The organism is Streptomyces sp. TLI_185 (genome assembly GCF_003814765.1).
Taxonomy (GTDB): Bacteria; Actinomycetota; Actinomycetes; order Streptomycetales; family Streptomycetaceae; genus Streptomyces.
Genome location: NZ_RKRB01000001.1, coordinates 10,175,165 through 10,190,908 on the forward strand (window position 1 = coordinate 10,175,165; position 15,744 = coordinate 10,190,908).

A 15,744-nucleotide genomic window follows, 5' to 3' on the forward strand; every position below is an offset into this window, starting at 1 on the left:
GACAAGTTGCGCGATTCTGCCTGCGTCGCCGCCGGATCGCCGCCCTTCTGTGCAGCTGGTCACCGCTGAAGCACCATCGGCTCTCCCTCTTCGCCACTTCTATCGACCGCCAACCGGTGCGCGACCTATTCGTCGATTATCTCAACGAGCGTCGTCCCGCCTTGGACTACAACACCTTTGAAGACCTCTCTCGGTCGCTGGTAGCCCGCTTCTGGGCAGACCTAGAGCACCACCACCCAGGCATCGACTCGCTGCACCTGAGCCCGGAAGTCATCTCGGCGTGGAAGGAACGCATCCGCACCAAAACCGTCCGCCGCCGCACTCCTGATGGTCGGCTGGTGGAGCGCACCATGCCTCGCCTCAACCCCAGCAGTCTGATGGCAACTGTGCGGGCCTTCTACCTGGACCTCGCAACGTGGGCTGCGGACGAACCCGAGCGCTGGGCCCGGTGGGTAGCGCCTTGTCCGATCAAGGACTCCGACGTTGTTTTCCGCAAGCATCACAAGCACGTGAAGGCTTGAGCTGACCAGCGCACCCGTGAGCGCATGCCCACTCTGCCCATGGTGCTACGCACCGCCGAGGTCCGCTCGAGTCAGGCCCAGGAAAGGCCGGCTGCCTTCCGCGATGCTCCTTTGGGAGGGCAATTTACGGCTCAGGGAGAAACTTTCACCAAACCCAAGCGCAGCCACTCCGGCCTAGAGCCGAATCTAGCTTTGGACGACAGTGGGCGTCGCCGCTACCTGGTGGCGGACGAGAACCGCGCGTTCTGGGTCTGGGCCGCGATCGAGTTCTTTCGGCACACGGGATCCCGCATCGAAGAGATGCTGGAAATCAACCACCACAGCATCGTCCAGTACACCCTGCCCACAACCGGTGAAGTGGTTCCCTGCTGCAGATCGCCCCGTCGAAGACAGACGAGGAGCGTCTGCTGCTGGTAAGTCCGGAACTCGCCGATGTCCTGTCCAGGATGGTCACCCGGGTGCGCGGTGCAAACGGCGTGGTCCCGCTGGTCTCTGCTGATGACCAAGGCGAGCGAGTGTGGAACCCACCCTTGCCACTGCTCTTCCAATGGTCCAGCGCCGGACAGAACCGTCCCGTCTCCGCCCAGACCATCCGTAAGGGCCTCGGCGAGACCCCGGCCGCCTCTGGACTCACTGACGCTGCAGTCAATCCGCTGAACTATCAGCCGCACGACTTCCGAAGGATTTTCGTCACGGACGCCATCCTCTCCTGCTTGCCACCCCACATCGCCCAAGTAATCTGTGCCCACAAAAGCATTGCCACCACCATGGGGTACAAGGCCATATATCCCACCGAGGCCATTGAAGCTCACCGTGCCTTCTTTGCACGCCGCCGTGCCCTGCGCCCCGGTGAGGAATACCGAATTCCAACCAGCGAGGAGTGGGACTCCTTCCTCGGTCCTTGAGCGGCGCAAGCTGTCGGTCGGGGTATGCGCTCGGGCGTTCGGCAGCCCTTGCATCCACGAGCACGCCTGCGTTCGTTGCTCCATGCTCCGGCCCGACCCGAGACAACGGCCCCGTCTCGTCGAGATCCGCGACACCCTCATGGCGCGCATCTCCGAAGCGGAACGCGAGGGGTGGCTAGGTGAAATCGAGGGCCTTCGGGTGAGTCACCACAGCATGCACACCCCCGATCGTGGGCGAAGATCGGGGCATCCACGGGCCGCAGCAGACAGGAGGCGGCAGGTGACATACCGCGTCAGGGTCCAGTTCACGCATGACGGCCCGGCGGTGACCGGGGAGTGGAGCGTCTCCGAAACCGCTGAGAAGTTGTGTCACGACCTCTCTGCCCAAGTCACGGCAGAAGGGGATAGCGATTCCTGGAAACGAATGTAGTCCCATCAAATGGACACAGGATGTCCGATGAGGCCGATGACATCGCCGAGGATGTCGCCTGCGTCCGTTGGAGCCGCTGCCATGGTCGTGGCGGATGTGGGGGCCGCGTCGGCGACACCTGGGGTGAGGAACCCGCTGGTGATCAGTCCTGTGAGGATGATGACGATGCGCTTGAACACGTCCGCCCTCCTGCCGTGGTCGGGAGTGATGTCAACCGTAGACACGCCACCAGCACAGCGGCCCCCTTTGCTGGGCTGTCCGGGCGTTGACGGACGATCTCTATGCCGTTCGGCCACCCGTCCATCGACATCCAACCGAACGGCAAACGGGATCACTACTTCACATCATGGGTCGTGACCTGCGAAGAGAGGGTGTGACACAGCTTCTCAAGGGAGCCTTGCGCTACCACGGCACCGACACCCGCCGCCTGGGAGAGGTCCTGCGCGTGCGTACCCTCTCGCGCCTGGGAGTCGACGTCCGTGTCGGCATCGGCCCCTCGATCACCGTCGCGGCCACCGCCTCCGCAGGCAGCCGCCGTGCCCGGGGAGCCCTTCGCCAACGGCCGCGCCGTGCCTTCTGGCAGAGAAGAGCCGTCGGACAGAGTCGTTGCCGGCGGGTGGACAGCAGCTCAGGCCAGGGTGACGTGCATGCCGCCCTGGGCCAGGACATCGAGGACCACGCCGAACAGGTCGTAGGGCTGTCCGTCCGGGGTCAGGGCCTGGGACAGGTGCTCGCGTGCTGTCGCAGCTTCGCGCCAGAGCAGGGTTGCAGGGGCGGTGTAGCCGAAGGTGCCGCGCAGGCAGTCGTCGAGGGCGGCCAGACAGCCCCCGAAGTAGCCGCCCGGACCGTTCACCGCCTCGCCGAGCGCCAGGTAGAGGCCCGGTTCGTCGGTGACGTGCCGGCCGTCGAGTCCGTAGGCGTGACCGGCCGGCCGGTCATGGTGGGTGCGCCGGCAGGCCCGCTCTCGGACGAGGTCGAGCCGGGAGGCCCCGGCGGTGGGCAGCATCGGCCGGACGTAGCCCGTCCCGCCGGGGCACTAGGTCAGTCTCCCCTAACCCAGGCGCGGGCGACGGACGAGGGCGGTCGTGGGCTGTACTTGGTGAACAAGCTGGCCCGGCGGTGGAGGGCAAGGCGGTTGAGCACGGGAAAGGTCGTCTGGTTCGGGTTGATTCGTGGCTGAGCTTGGCCCTCTCCCGGATGACGAGGCCGCAGTGACAGTGCTGCGCCGACAGGACGAGCAGATGTGGCTCATGCCGCGCAATCCGTCGTGTGACCCGGTCCCCGGTAACGACGTGCGGATCCTCGGCAAGGCGGTCGGCGTCCTGCGCCTTCTCCAAACAGGCGGAAATTACTTGGAAATAGACCCGGTGGCCATGCCAAGCTGTCGCTACCAAAGGGGCGTAGCTCAGATGGCCAGAGCGCCGGTCTCCAAAACCGGATGCCGCAGGTTCGATTCCTGCCGCCCCTGCCACCGATCACGTCCCCAAGGATCTGCTGCACGCCTTGGACGCAGGCGTGGTCCGTCACTCTTCCCGTGGTGTCGGGACCATGCCTGTCTACGCGGCCGACGGCGCCGGCTCCGGCGACGAGCCATCCTCGAGGACCTGCCGCAGATCGGTGTACAGCCGCAGCCGCACACCGGGCCGGCCGGGATCCCGGGTGGTGCGCTCGGCGGTCGAGGTCCCCCAGATTCGGGCGATCGCCGCCTGGAAGGCGAAGACGGTGGCATCGTCGAAGCCCGCCATGTCGACGACGAGCAGGCCGGGTTCGCACACGTGCGCTTCTCGGATCGGGTCCACGTCTGTCAGTACGTGTTCATGGACGGCCGGGGGCGACGCTGGAGCAGCCCTGACCGACTGACGAAGTCGGCTCCGGCCCACGTCGAAGAACGCGAGCCGGAGCCAAACCGGACACGGGAAGGTGATGGTGGTCAGTCCGCGGACCGCACGGTGGGTGTGGCGAGGGCGACCGGGCCGGTGGCGACACCGGTCTTGCAAGAGTCGTGGCAGTTCTTCTCCAGACTGCAGCACAGTGAGCAGATCGCCCCGGAGTGGAAGGTGCAGTTGGCCACGTCGGGCCGTTCGAAGTCGGTCGCGCACACGGTGCAGGTCAGTGTGGCCGCGGAGGGCAGGCCGTCCGTCCCGAGCAGCGGCTCCTCGAGGTCGTCGACGCGGGCGATGTAGTACCTGCCCTTCGTGAGCACGGCGAACAGCGGTGAGAGGATCATCGCGAGGAACAGGGCGATGAAGGGGGAGTACGCCTTGCCGTAGTCGCCGAAGGCCTCGAAGTACGCGGCGATGGAGACGGCGGAGGCGATGAGCATCGAGCCGAAGCCGACGGGGTTGAAGTTGTACAGGTGGGCGCGCTTGAACTCGATGTACGACGGGCTCAGTTTCAGCGGCTTGTTGATGACCAGATCGGCGACGACCGCGCCGATCCAGGCGATGGCCACGTTGGAGTAGAAGCCGAGGACGGTGTTGAGGAAGCCGAAGACTCCGCCCTCCATCAGGGCCAGCGCGATGCCGACGTTGAGGAAGATGTAGACGACCCGGCCCGGGTGCCGGTGCGTGAGGCGGGAGAAGAAGTTCGACCAGGACAGCGAACCGGAGTACGCGTTCGTCGAGTTGATCTTTATCTGGGAGAGGATCACGAAGAACGTCGCCAGTCCCAGGGCGACGGGCGCCGCGAAGGTCTTGAAGCCGTGCACGTACTGCTGGATGGGCTCGTTGGCCTTGGACAGGCCCACACTGCCGGCGATGTAGAAGGCCAGGAACGCCCCGCCGATCTGCTTCGCCGCGCCGAGAACCACCCAGCCGGGACCGGCGGAGAGCACGGCGCCCCACCACTTCCCCGCGTTCTCGGGGGTCTTGTCGGGCATGAAGCGCAGGTAGTCGACCTGCTCACCGATCTGCGCGATCAGTGACAGGGCCACGCCGGCCCCCGCGCCGACGCCGAGCATGCTGATGCTGGAGCCGGTGGGGGAGTTGCCCGCGAAGTGGGTGAACTGCGAGAACTTGTCCGGCTCCTGGATGGCGATGGAGACGAACGGCGCGACCATCAGCACCAGCCAGACCGGCTGCGTCCACACCTGCATCTTCGACAGGGCGGTCATGCCGTAGATCACCAGCGGCAGGATGATCAGCGAGCAGATCAGATAGCCGACGGCCAGGGGGATATGCAGGCCCAGCTCGAGGGCCTGCGCCATGATCGAGCCTTCGAGGGCGAAGAAGATGAACGTGAAGCTGGCGTAGATGACCGACGTGAGGGTCGAGCCGAGATAGCCGAAACCCGCGCCCCGGGTCAGCAGGTCCATGTCGATGGAGTACTTCGCCGAGTAGTACGAGATAGGGATGCCGGTCAGGAAGATGACCACCGCCGCGGCGAGAATGGCCACCATGGCGCTGGAGAAGCCGTTGGAGATGGCGATCGAGCCGCCGATGGCGAAGTCGGCGAGGTAGGCGATGCCACCGAGCGCCGTCGTGGCCACCACGTAGGGAGTCCAGCGGCGGAAGGACTTCGGCGCGTAGCGCAGCGAGTAGTCCTCCAATGTGTCGTTCTGCGCCCAGTTGTTGTACGTCCGTCCGCCTGTACTCGCCGGCGGTGCTTCCTTGTCGACGATCTCCGTCACGACATTCCCTCTTCCCAGCACTGGGGGCGACCCGGGCGACCCCGGGTGATTGCAGGGAAGAGTCACGCCGCACTGTTTCTTGAACGTTTCGCTTCCTTTAAGGGAAAGGTATTTAACGGTCCTTTATTTGACGCGCGTAGACATTGCGCGAACAGGAGTGCGCCGCGTGGGCGGGGCGCCCGTCGATGGGAGACTGTGGCGAGCGAAGGGCTCGATTGAATACAGATGCCTCGCCCCCGCCAGATGCTTCCCGTAGAAAGTATTTCTGTGGCAGGGTAATGTCAACGGCCAGGGAGCCGGGTCAGAGTTGGGTGACGACGTGGAAGTCGAAGGCATCCGCCCGTGCCAGGTACAGCCGCTGGGTGAGATGGTTGCCGCGCAGCCGCAGTGCGCCGCGCGGGCCCTCGTAGGAGACCGTTTCGCCCACCGCGCACATCGTCTTCACGTCCAGCGACCGCGCCCGCTCGGCCAACGCCGCCAGCAGGCGCACTCCTTCGAAACACGACTCGCCCAGACTACCCACGACCGGTGCCTCCACACCGAACCGCGCCGCGTAACGCGCGCTGAAGTCCAGGCTCTCGGCGGTCGCGAGCGTCTCGAAGAAACCGGCCGTCGCCCACAGGCCGTCGGTGGCCTCCGCTCCGGTGGCCAGCAGGATGTTCTCGTCCATGTGGGTGCTCAGCCGCAGGCACCGCTGATGCAGACCGTACCCGGCGAACGCCCGGTTGAAGTGAGCTGCGTCGTCCCCGACCAGCAGCATCAGTACGGCGTCCGCCTCGCACCGCTCGATCCGGCGCAGCGCGGGCCCGAAGCCGCGTGTTCCCAGGGGCACGAAGACTTCGTCGCGCACCAGGCCGCCACAGGTCCGGGCGTATCGCCGTGCGGCACGGGCGGTCACGTGCGGCCACACATAGTCGTTGCCCACCGTGCACCAGCGTCGCGCTCCGGTCGCCTCGGCCAGCAGCCGCATCGCGGGCAGCAGTTGCGCGGCGTCGGTCTCGCCCGTCAGGAAGACCCCGGGTGTGCGCTCGCCGCCTTCGTACTGGGCTGTGTAGACGTACGGCACGCGGCCCGCGATCCGCGGCAGCAGCGCGTGGCGCACCGCCGAGGTGTGCCAGCCCACCACCCCGTCGACGGCGCCCAGCGACACCAGGGCCTCGACTTCGGCCGCCACCTGCTCCGGCGGCGCCCCGCCGTCCACCGTGACCAGGTGGACCTCCTGGTCCAACACGCCGCCCGCGGCGTTCAGTTCCTCCGCGGCCAGTTGCGCGGCCAGCTCGCACGACGGGCCGAAGACCCCCGCCGGTCCCTGCAGCGGCACGACCAAGGCCACGACCAGCGTCGTGCTCGAATCGCCATTCCCTCTCGGCGGCACCGGATGCACAGACCACCTCCGTGAGGGCACTGGGCGCGCGGATCCCGGTCCGGGCCCCGGCACCCTCGCGGAGGCTCGTAATCTGCCCGAACACTAGACCTACGGAAGGACACCGGCAATGCCGTCGGAACCCTCCTCGCCGGACCTTGCCCACCTCCTCAGTCACGCCGAGCGATGCCTCGGCAGGCGCTTGGCCGCGATGCTGGCCGAGGAGGGCTGCTCGGTGGAGGAGTGGCGCGTCCTGTCGGCCGTCGCCGACGGGCAGGGCCACCCGATGTCCGAAATCGCCGACCACGCCCTCATGCCGGCGCCCACGTTGACCAAGCTCGTCGACCGCATGGTCGCCGGCAACCTGGTCTACCGTCGGCCCGACCCCGACGACCGCCGCCGCGTCCTGCTCTACCTCACCGCCCGCGGCCGCATCCTCCACCAGCGCGCCGCCCACCGCGTCCGCTCCGACCAGACCCGGCTTCTCGACGCCATCGGTGACCAGGGAGAACTCACCCGGCTCCTGCCTCTGCTCGCGGCGACGGTCGACGGGTTGCCTGCGGTGGCGCCCAGCAGACCGCAGAGTTGATCTTTTCAATCAATGGCCGCGGCCTCGTCCGTGTGCGGCGAAGGTGGGCCTGCGCTTCAGCGTCTTGGCGGTCGCGCGAGCGAGTGGGGCGACCAGGTTGGCGTGACGGTCAGCGGAGGTGGTGAAGCCCTGCGCACACGCGCTCAAAGAGGGAGCGAGGCCAGAGCGCGGGCGGGATGACAGCGGCCGAGGAAGACGACGACGCCCGTGCCTTCGGGTGAGGGGTGCGTGGCCGGTCCCCAGCCCTGCCGGCGGTAGAAGGCGACGGCGCGCGGCGAGCGGACGGACGTGAGCGGCCAGGAGCGGCCTTCGGGGGCGTCCTCGGTGACCGCTTCGAGCAGTTCGGCGGCCAGGCCCATGCCGTGGGCGGCCGGACGGACGGCGAGTTCGTCGATCTCGCGGGCGTCGCCATCAGGGGCGGCATCGCCGTCCGGATCGCTCACCCATGGCAATGCGGCCATACTTCGCCCACAAGTAGGCCGTGCGGGCTGCGGCCTCTCCAACCGGCCGGGTACGCGCGGTTTCAACCTTGACTGGCAATCGGGTTCATCGTCTTGCAGCATCTGGCATCTGCGAACCTGGTGGATTCGGTCGGCGTACGGGTGCAGGCGGGCCCCGGCGGTTCCGTCGGCGAGTGTGCGCTGCCCGGCGGCCGGCTGGGCGGGTATGGGGGCCTCGCCGACGACGGTGCGGCGCGGGCCGCGCGCCAGAGCCCGTGCTGCAGGCGGCGCACGAGGCCCTGTTCCGTCAGTGGCCGCCGCTGCAACAGCAAGTGGCAGTCCGTGCCGAGCAGTTGAAGAGCCGCAGCGAACTGGAACGCTGGGCGTCCGACTGGCGGTCCTCGGGACGCAGCCCCGACTACCTCCTCACCGGGGAGCGGCTCGCCCCGGCCCGAAGATGGCTGGCGGGCCTGGAGTCTGCCAGGGAGGCGACCGCGGACATGAAGGAACTGGTCACGGCTTCCCGAAGCCAGGACCGGGACTTCCTGCACCTGGTCTCCGAGTCGATCGGCCAGTACGTCCTGGCGAATGCCGAGCGGGAACCGGAGCTGGGCACCCTCCTGGCGACCGCCGCCCTCGTCGAGTCCCCGCCCACCGCCACCGCCGTCCGGGCGCTGATGGCCTCGCTCGCCCACAACCACACCCAGGCCGTACTCACCGGCCACACCGCCGGCGTCCGCGCCGTGGCCTGGTCCCCCGACGAGGCAGGGATCGCCACCGGGTCGCTGGACGGGACCGCCCGAATCTGGGACGCGGCTTCGGGTGCGCCCGCCGCACTCCTGGACGGCCACGCGGGGGGGGGGCATGGCGGTGCACTGGTCGCCGGACTCACGGAGGGTGCCACCGCCTCGCGCGACCGCACCGCGCGGGTGTGGGATCCCGTCACCGGCGAGACCGTGACCCTGCTCGACGCCTTCAGCGACACGGTCCGCGACATCGCCTGGTCCCCGGACGGCTCCCTGCTGGCCGCCTGCTCCCGGGACCGGCACATCCGGCTCTTCGACACCGCGACCCGGCAGCCGACCGCCGTACTGGCCGGGCACGGCAACGAGATCTACCGGCTCTCCTGGTCCCCGGACGGCACACGGCTGCTCTCCGCCGCCTACGACCGGTCGTACATCACCTGGGACGTCGCGACCGGACGCCCCCATCGGGTCATCGAGCGCTCGTACAACCACGCCACCCCCGTCTCCTGGACACCGGACGGCAGTTGTCTGGTCTCCGGCGAGGAGCGGGTGAGAGTCCTGGACGCCGGGACCGGAGAACTGCGGCGCACACTTCAGGGGCCGGACGCGCTGATCATCAATCTGCAGTGCTCCCCACAGGGAGACAGCTTCGCCATCGCCTCACGCGGGTCCGAGGTGCACGTCCGCACACTCGCCCACGGGGACGAACTCGCCCACCTGTGCGGCCACACGGACCGGGTGGAGGCGCTCGCCTGGTCACCCCGCGGCGACCGCATCGCCACCGGCGCCGAGGACGGCACGGCCCGCATATGGACCGTCGGCACGCGCAGCACCGAACTGCTCCAGATAGCCGAACACCCCGGCCCCGTCCTCGGCTTCGACATCACCGCCGACGGCGGTCACCTGGCCGGCGGCGCCATCGACCACAGCGTACGGATCTGGCGGACCGACGACGGCGAGAAGGTCAGGACCCTGACCGGGCACACCGCCGGCATGAGAGCGGTGCGCTGGGCTCCTGACGGCCGCCGGCTCGCCAGCAGCGCCGACGACAACACCGTCAGGATCTGGCAGCCCCTCACCAGTGACGAGCACCGAACCGTCTTCACCGGGCAGGAGACGGTCGAGGCCCTCGCCTGGTCCCCCGACGGGACCCGGCTGGCCGTGGCGGGACGTGACCACCGCGCCACCGTCCTCGATCCGGCGAACGGCACGGTCCTTGGGCAGTACGCGGATCACTCCCAGTGGATCTGCGCCCTCGCCTGGTCACCCGACGGGACGATGCTGGCAACCGGATCGGACGACCACACGGCGCAGATCTGGGACCTCGCCGCCCAGCGCCTGCTCCACCGCCTGACCGGCCATCAGAGCTGGGTGGACGCCGTGGCCTGGTCCCGTGACGGAACCCGGCTCGCCACCAGCTCCGGCGACTGGACGGTACGGGTCTGGGACACCGCCACCGGCACGCTCTGGCACGTGCTCCAGGGCCACGAGGCCCGCGTGCACGCGGTCGCCTGGTCCCGGACGGCCACGCGCTCGCCACCGCCTGCACCGATCACACGGTCCGCCTGTGGAATCCGCGGCGTGGCGGCGAGGGCCGGATCATCGGCATCCACCGCAGCCGGTGCAACTGCGTCGCATGGCTCCCCGACAGCCGTCGAGTGGTCTCCGCCGCCGAGGACCGCACCATCCGCGTCTGGGCTGCCGAGGGCGACACCCAGGCCCTGCTGTCGGTCGGCACGCGGCCGGATCTTCCGCTCACTGACACCCGAGGAGCGCCGTACTCACCTGCTCCCCGAGACCACGCCGGGTCCAGCCCCCAGGACCCGAGCTCCGTGACGATCCACCGCGTTCTACGGCCGTTGCTCGCCGAGTTGTCCCCGAACTCCCCCGGGATTGTCCGTGATCGGTAGCGGACAGATCCACTCGGCGCCGCCACTCGTCCTGCCAGGTGGTCACGAGGTGACCGGGGATCGGCGAGGAACTGCGCCAAAGCGGGGCGGACATGGCACGCACGGCGGGCGGGGCTGGTACGGCAAGATGGTCGGGGCGGCGCTCGGGGTGACGTTGCTCGCCGCCGGTGCCTTGATGCAGACCGCGCAGCCCGGTGCCGTGAGCGGTTCGGCACCGAAGACGACCGCGTCGGCCGCGCGTGCCGATGCCGTCAAGCCGGTCGCGGTGACCATCGTGCATGCCTGCACCCATCAGACAACGCCTCCGCCATCTCAGCCGGCCTCATCCAGCACTTCGGCTACCCCGAGGGGCCATCGATCTGGACGTATCCTGCGTGCTGTGACGGCGATATACGTGCTGGACGGCACCCAGGTGAGGACGCTGGAAGACTTCTGGCGACTCATCGGCGAGGCGGTCAACGGTCCTGGAGGCTATTTCGGCAAGAACCTCGACGCCTTCGCTGACTGCCTCAGTGGTGGCTTCGGGCAGCCCGACGACGATGACTACGTTGTTGAATGGCGTGACCACCAGGCGTCTCGTGAGTATCTGGGCTATCCGGAGACGGCTCGCCAGCTGGAGATTCGCCTCTCACGCTGCCATCCCACGAACCGTTTTGCTGTCAGCGCGGATCTGGCTGCGGCGCGTACAGAGCACGGACCTACCGTCTTCGACTGGCTGGTCACGGTCTTCGAGGATCGAGCCCCTGGCGTCCTGCGGCTTCAGTAACGACCAATACTCGGTCTTCACCGCTCCGGCAAACGGCCCTCATCGACGTGGTCGGCGAGATAGATCATGGTGGCTTCGGGATCCATGCCGAAGGCGGCGGCGACGAGTTTGGGGTCCATCGTGTTGACCAGGTCGAGTAGTCGAGTGCAGCGGATCATGCGGGGCGGGCGGGAAGCCGCAGGCTGAACTCCGCACTTGAATGCACGCCTTGCGGCCGATGACGTCGGCGATGGTTCTGCTCTCGGCAGACCGCCCGACCGGAACACCAGAACCTGCCAGGCTGGCGGCATGGGGAAGAACATGCCGGTGCGCCGGCTCGATCTGGGGTATTTCATCCGGCCCGCGTCGGAGACCGGCGGCCCGCAGCCGCGGGTCGAACCTGTGCTCGCCTACCTGGTGCAACACGATCACGGCCTGATCCTCTTCGACACCGGCATCGGCAAGGCGGACCCCGAGACGGAAGCCCATTACCGTCCCCAACGCCGGGCCCTGCAGGATGCCCTGTCCACGGCCGGAGTCGCTCTCGACGACATCTCCCTTGTCGCGAACTGCCACCTTCACTTCGACCACTGCGGCGGGAACCCTCTGCTTGGTGGCAAGCCCATCCTGGTCCAGGACGTCGAGCTGGCCACCGCCCGCAACGGCGACTACACCTTCGACGAACTGATCGACTTCCCCACCGCGTCCTACGAGGAACTCGCCGGTGAGGCCGAAATCTGGCCGGGCGTCTGGATCATTCCGACACCCGGGCACACCCAAGGGCATCAGTCACTGGTCCTCCGGCAAGCCGACGGCACAGTAGTCCTCGCCGGTCAGGCACACGACTTCGCCTCCCACTTCGCATCCGACCAACTGGCCCGCCAAGCCGCACTCCACGGCGTGGAGCAGCCGCTTCCCGCCTACCAGCACTGGCTGGAACGACTCGCTGACTTCGACCCACGACGGGTTCTCTTCGCCCACGACTGCTCGGTCTGGGAACCGTCGCAGAGCACTTTCTAAGGCAGATCAGACGAATCCAAGCCGCATCGCCCAAACAGGCGGCAGCATCCGCCGCCAACGCCTGCGAACATCGGCAGCTCTCCGAAGTGGTGTCACTTCTCATCGACATTTCGCAGGGAACCGGGAGGCGCTCTACCGGCGGACCGCCGAGATCAGTCCGCCGGGCCGCTCCTCTCGCTGCGGCGGGGTGCTGAGCGGGCGACCGTAGGCGGCAGCGCGCTCGCGCAGGGTGTGGCTGTCGGCCGCCCAGCCGTGCCCGGCCAGCCAGCCAACCGGGTCGTCGGGCATCTCCGAGACCCACATGGACGCCGCCGATCCCGGCACGGCGTCCGCGCCGAAGCGCTCGATCACGCCGCGCGAGCCCAACGTCAGCCCCATCCGACTGCCCGCCGCCGACAGCGCGCTGATCCGGGCCAGCAGCAGCTCCACCGCATCCTCGGGCAGATAGATCAGCAGTCCTTCGGCGATCCACGCGGTCGAAACGGCCGGGTCGTGCCCCGCGGCGGCCAGCGCGCCTGGCCAGTCCTCACGCAGATCTACCGCGACGGTGATCCGCTCGCAGCGTGCGACGGCCCGCTCCTGGCGCAGCACCGAAGCCTTGAAGTCCAGTGGGGCGGCGGTGTCGACCTCGAACAGCCGGGTGCCCGCGGGCCAGTCCATCCGGAAGGCCCGGCTGTCCATGCCGGCGCCGAGCAGCACGACCTGCCGGACCCCGGACGCGGAGGCCTGCTGCAACAGGTCGTCGAGGAACCTCGTCCTGATGACGATGGAGAATGACACGGCCAGCCAGCGGCGGCGCGTGGCCTCGTCATCGGGCAGCGGTGGCGAGGAGGGCCACAGACCGCCGGCGGCGGCGAAGGCCTGTGCCAGGGGGTCGCGGAACAGCGCGTTCTCCCGCTCGGTCTCCAGCGCCCTCACTCTGGCCACCCCCACCGCCGTGGCCCACACTCCCGACGGCTGCACCCACTCCTGCTCATCAGTCACCGCGCCAGCCTAGGTGATCGATTCCAAGGAGGCCGGATGAGTGGAGCTAGCTTCATGCGCGGCCAGACGGTCGTGTGCGCACTGACCGCCTACGATCACTTAACCCACCATCAGGCGAAGATCAACGGTCACTCTGCGTACGCGACCACAAGAAGTGGACCAGAGCCCGTTTCCACCTACACAGCCTCTGCGGCGACATGCGCGATCGGAGATGCTCACCCTCACCGTGCGCAGGCTCGAACGCGACGGCCTCGTGTTACGCACCGTGTACCCGACCGTGGCCGCCCAGGTCGACTACCGCCTGACCAAGACCGGGCCGGCCTGACGCACCTGGTCAAGGCACTCGCCGGCTGGTCCGTTGCCCACCGTGCCGTCATCTCGGCTCGTGGTTCGGATCAGTCAGCCCGGAGCAGGGCGTGCAGCTCGGTGGTGTCGATGATGTGGGCCCGTGAGGGGAAGACTTTGTGGAGCAGGACGTTGTGGACTTCGGTGTCTGGGTCGGCGACGCCGTCGGACAGGATGTAGAGCTGGTAGTCGCGGTCGGCCGCGTCGATGACGGTGGACAGGGACGACTCCGCTGGTGCTGATGCCGGAGACGATCAGAGTGGTGATGCCACGCTCGCGTAGCTGCTGGTCGAGGTCGGTGGTGGACATGCCGCCGTAGCGGATCTTGCGCACGATGATGTCGCCGTCCTGGGGAGCCAGGCGCTCGTGGATGGCGGCGGCAGGGTCCTCGTGGTGCATGACGCGGTGGTGGGCCAGCGGGGCGAATGACTTGTTGGAGGCCGGGATCGCGGCCCAGTCGGCATCGGTGAAGCCGACGCGTATGTAGGCGATGGTGCCGCCAATTGCGCGAACGTCGGCGATGGCCCCTTCCATACGACCGAGCAGGACGTTTCGGGCCTCGCCTTCGGGCACAAAGGCCAGGATCGCGGGCTGGTAGTCCATGACGAGAAGAGCGGTGTGGGTGGGGTCAAGCGCCAGGGCAGTATTCACGCGCGTTCTCCTTAAGCGGTGGTGTGCCAGGTCGACGCAGACACGCACCGGCGGACCGGCTGCGGTTTGCGGGTGGCAAGTTGTGGTGCCTCATGAGGGGCTGCGGGACAGTTCCGGCTCGTGCTGCGACGTCTGGTCGTGTCGGGGAAGCAGGAGCGGGGTGGTCAGGATGAGCAGTCCTGCGACCGTGAGAGCGGTGCGTGGGCTGGTGATGTCGGCGAGCAGCCCGGCGAGCGCGGTGAGGATGGCGATGGACGCCTGCTGGCCGATCGACCAGGCCGACAGGGTGCGGGCGACGAGATGCTTGGGGGTGTGTTCGAGCCGGTAGGTGGCGAGTACCGGGCTGTACAGGCTCATGTTGATGATGATCGCCAGCTCGACGGCCATCACGGTGGCGAGGCCGACGACGCCGGGGCGGACGAAGGCCAGGCCGATCAGCCAGATGGCGCGCAGGGTGCCGACGGTCCGGAAGACCCGGTGCCGGCCGAAGCGGGCTACGACACGGCGGGCCAGCCGCGAGCCGATGAGGCCGCCGAGGCAGGGGGCGGCGAAGGCGAGGCCGTACTGCCAGGGCGGGAACCCGAGTTGGCGAAGCAGGAGCACCGCCAGTAGCGGCTCGGTGGCCATGATCACACCGGCGACGAGCATTTGGTTGAGGTAGAGGGCGCGCAGGCCGGGGTGGCCCATGATGTGTCGCCAGCCGTCGAGCAATGCACGCGCCTGGACCGGGCTCTTGTCGGTTGTTCGCGGCGCTTCTTCCTGGCCGCGGATCGCGGTGATGCCGAGCGCGGAGAGCAGGTAGCTGAGCGCGTCGGCCACCACGGTGGTGACCGGCCCGAACAGGCCGATCGCCGCCCCGCCCAGCGGTGGCCCCACCGCGATGGAGCTCCAGTTCGTGGACTCGAACCGCGCGTTGGCGATGAGAAGGTCGTCCGGCCGGACGAGGGCCTTGAGGTAGGCACCGCTGGCCGCGTTGAACGCGATCTTGGCTGCGGCAACCACGGCCGAGACCACGAGCAGTTGGACGAAACTGAGCCATCCGAAGGCGTAGGCGACGGGGATCGTCGCCATGGCCGTAAACCGGGCCAGGTCCATCATGATCATGACTGGGCGCTTGCGCCGGAACTCCACCCACGGCGCGAGAGGCACCGCGATCAGCGCACCCACCGCAGGCCCCACCGCGGACAGCGCGGACACCTCAGCGGGTCCAGCATGCAGCACCAGCACCGCGATCAGCGGCAACGCCCCGAACCCCAGCCCGGACCCATATGCGCTCACCGCATATGACGCCCACAGCCAGCCGAACTGCCGGCCCAACCGTCTCCTGCCCACCATGCTCAGCGCACTCCCCTTGAGGTCCCACCCGAACAAACTGACGTTGACCATTGGGAGATAAGCGGGCAGGACAACAGCAGGTCAAACAACTGACCTGCCAGCCATCCACAACAATCAGTTGTTCCCTAAGGT

The 15,744-nt window shown here is 68.1% G+C and carries 14 protein-coding genes, 1 tRNA gene and 5 pseudogenes; 9 read left to right on the forward strand and 11 right to left on the reverse strand.

The window, feature by feature from the left end:
- The first annotated feature begins 116 nt into the window (after positions 1–116).
- Entirely contained in the window at positions 117–521 is a 405-nt protein-coding gene (locus tag EDD92_RS51825) for a hypothetical protein (RefSeq protein WP_260327401.1), read from the forward strand.
- 410 nt (positions 522–931) lie between these two features.
- Positions 932–1,426, forward strand: coding sequence for a site-specific integrase (locus EDD92_RS51830; RefSeq protein ID WP_260327389.1), 495 nt, complete (start codon positions 932–934; stop codon positions 1,424–1,426).
- A gap of 435 nt (positions 1,427–1,861) precedes the next feature.
- On the opposite strand, the gene EDD92_RS50290 is transcribed toward EDD92_RS51830, so the two are convergent.
- Together EDD92_RS50290 and EDD92_RS46830 are read right to left on the reverse strand one after the other, a co-directional pair.
- Positions 1,862–2,035, reverse strand: coding sequence for a hypothetical protein (locus tag EDD92_RS50290; protein ID WP_185124349.1), 174 nt, complete (start codon positions 2,033–2,035; stop codon positions 1,862–1,864).
- 449 nt (positions 2,036–2,484) lie between these two features.
- A pseudogene (locus EDD92_RS46830) lies at positions 2,485–2,835 on the reverse strand (barstar family protein); the annotation flags it as partial.
- A 415-nt stretch (positions 2,836–3,250) separates the two neighbouring features.
- On the opposite strand from EDD92_RS46830, the gene EDD92_RS46835 reads away from it, so the two are divergent.
- Positions 3,251–3,327 (forward strand) — tRNA-Trp (locus EDD92_RS46835).
- An 85-nt stretch (positions 3,328–3,412) separates the two neighbouring features.
- Here EDD92_RS46835 and EDD92_RS46840 read toward each other — a convergent pair.
- The 3 genes from EDD92_RS46840 to EDD92_RS46850 form a co-directional block, all read right to left on the reverse strand.
- Positions 3,413–3,655, reverse strand: a complete 243-nt coding sequence (locus tag EDD92_RS46840; protein WP_260327225.1) for a DUF6207 family protein — start codon at positions 3,653–3,655, stop codon at positions 3,413–3,415.
- 131 nt (positions 3,656–3,786) lie between these two features.
- The gene (locus EDD92_RS46845; protein ID WP_123969959.1) at positions 3,787–5,484 is read right to left on the reverse strand and encodes a cytosine permease; all 1,698 of its coding nucleotides are present in this window, start codon (positions 5,482–5,484) and stop codon (positions 3,787–3,789) included.
- A gap of 301 nt (positions 5,485–5,785) precedes the next feature.
- Positions 5,786–6,868: a substrate-binding domain-containing protein gene (locus tag EDD92_RS46850; protein ID WP_123969960.1), complete on the reverse strand. Its 1,083-nt coding sequence runs from the start codon at positions 6,866–6,868 to the stop codon at positions 5,786–5,788.
- A gap of 109 nt (positions 6,869–6,977) precedes the next feature.
- Here EDD92_RS46850 and EDD92_RS46855 point away from each other — a divergent pair, with 109 nt between their 5' ends.
- Positions 6,978–7,436, forward strand: a complete 459-nt coding sequence (locus tag EDD92_RS46855; protein WP_123969961.1) for a MarR family winged helix-turn-helix transcriptional regulator — start codon at positions 6,978–6,980, stop codon at positions 7,434–7,436.
- Positions 7,437–7,579: 143 nt separating this feature from the next.
- On the opposite strand, the pseudogene EDD92_RS46860 reads toward EDD92_RS46855, so the two are convergent.
- Positions 7,580–7,840 (reverse strand): annotated as a pseudogene (locus EDD92_RS46860) (GNAT family N-acetyltransferase); the annotation flags it as partial.
- Positions 7,841–8,151: 311 nt separating this feature from the next.
- Between EDD92_RS46860 and EDD92_RS46865 the strand changes: the two are divergent.
- The 3 genes and pseudogenes from EDD92_RS46865 to EDD92_RS46875 form a co-directional block, all read left to right on the forward strand.
- A pseudogene (locus tag EDD92_RS46865) lies at positions 8,152–10,059 on the forward strand (WD40 repeat domain-containing protein); the annotation flags it as partial.
- A 74-nt stretch (positions 10,060–10,133) separates the two neighbouring features.
- Positions 10,134–10,532 carry a WD40 repeat domain-containing protein gene (locus tag EDD92_RS52630; protein WP_399185561.1) on the forward strand — a complete coding sequence of 133 codons (399 nt, stop codon included), beginning with the start codon at positions 10,134–10,136 and terminating at the stop codon, positions 10,530–10,532.
- A gap of 379 nt (positions 10,533–10,911) precedes the next feature.
- On the forward strand, positions 10,912–11,298 hold the full coding sequence (locus EDD92_RS46875; RefSeq protein ID WP_123970871.1) for a barstar family protein: 387 nt from the start codon (positions 10,912–10,914) through the stop codon (positions 11,296–11,298).
- 17 nt (positions 11,299–11,315) lie between these two features.
- Here EDD92_RS46875 and EDD92_RS50295 read toward each other — a convergent pair whose 3' ends face one another.
- Positions 11,316–11,456, reverse strand: a complete 141-nt coding sequence (locus tag EDD92_RS50295; protein ID WP_185124519.1) for a hypothetical protein — start codon at positions 11,454–11,456, stop codon at positions 11,316–11,318.
- A 130-nt stretch (positions 11,457–11,586) separates the two neighbouring features.
- Here EDD92_RS50295 and EDD92_RS46885 point away from each other — a divergent pair, with 130 nt between their 5' ends.
- Positions 11,587–12,297 (forward strand): N-acyl homoserine lactonase family protein, encoded by a 711-nt coding sequence (locus tag EDD92_RS46885; RefSeq protein ID WP_123969965.1) that lies wholly within the window; start codon positions 11,587–11,589, stop codon positions 12,295–12,297.
- A gap of 132 nt (positions 12,298–12,429) precedes the next feature.
- On the opposite strand, the gene EDD92_RS46890 is transcribed toward EDD92_RS46885, so the two are convergent.
- Positions 12,430–13,281 (reverse strand): class I SAM-dependent methyltransferase, encoded by an 852-nt coding sequence (locus EDD92_RS46890; protein ID WP_123969966.1) that lies wholly within the window; start codon positions 13,279–13,281, stop codon positions 12,430–12,432.
- A 211-nt stretch (positions 13,282–13,492) separates the two neighbouring features.
- Between EDD92_RS46890 and EDD92_RS50610 the strand changes: the two are divergent.
- Positions 13,493–13,662: pseudogene (locus EDD92_RS50610) on the forward strand (winged helix-turn-helix transcriptional regulator); the annotation flags it as partial.
- 14 nt (positions 13,663–13,676) lie between these two features.
- Here EDD92_RS50610 and EDD92_RS51840 read toward each other — a convergent pair.
- The 3 genes and pseudogenes from EDD92_RS51840 to EDD92_RS46905 form a co-directional block, all read right to left on the reverse strand.
- Positions 13,677–13,847: an isochorismatase family protein gene (locus EDD92_RS51840; protein WP_311736823.1), complete on the reverse strand. Its 171-nt coding sequence runs from the start codon at positions 13,845–13,847 to the stop codon at positions 13,677–13,679.
- 61 nt (positions 13,848–13,908) lie between these two features.
- Positions 13,909–14,229: pseudogene (locus tag EDD92_RS51845) on the reverse strand (isochorismatase family protein); the annotation flags it as partial.
- A 138-nt stretch (positions 14,230–14,367) separates the two neighbouring features.
- Positions 14,368–15,612, reverse strand: coding sequence for an MFS transporter (locus EDD92_RS46905; protein WP_123969967.1), 1,245 nt, complete (start codon positions 15,610–15,612; stop codon positions 14,368–14,370).
- Between the last annotated feature and the right edge of the window lie 132 nt (positions 15,613–15,744).

What these genes read in the sequence shown, in the direction of transcription:
- EDD92_RS46855 (WP_123969961.1), top strand. Translation starts at nt 6,978, where the DNA reads ATGCCGTCGGAACCCTCCTCGCCGGACCTTGCCCACCTCCTCAGTCAC.
- EDD92_RS50295 (WP_185124519.1), bottom strand. Translation starts at nt 11,456, where the DNA reads ATGATCCGCTGCACTCGACTACTCGACCTGGTCAACACGATGGACCCC.
- EDD92_RS46885 (WP_123969965.1), top strand. Translation starts at nt 11,587, where the DNA reads ATGGGGAAGAACATGCCGGTGCGCCGGCTCGATCTGGGGTATTTCATC.
- EDD92_RS46905 (WP_123969967.1), bottom strand. Translation starts at nt 15,612, where the DNA reads ATGGTGGGCAGGAGACGGTTGGGCCGGCAGTTCGGCTGGCTGTGGGCG.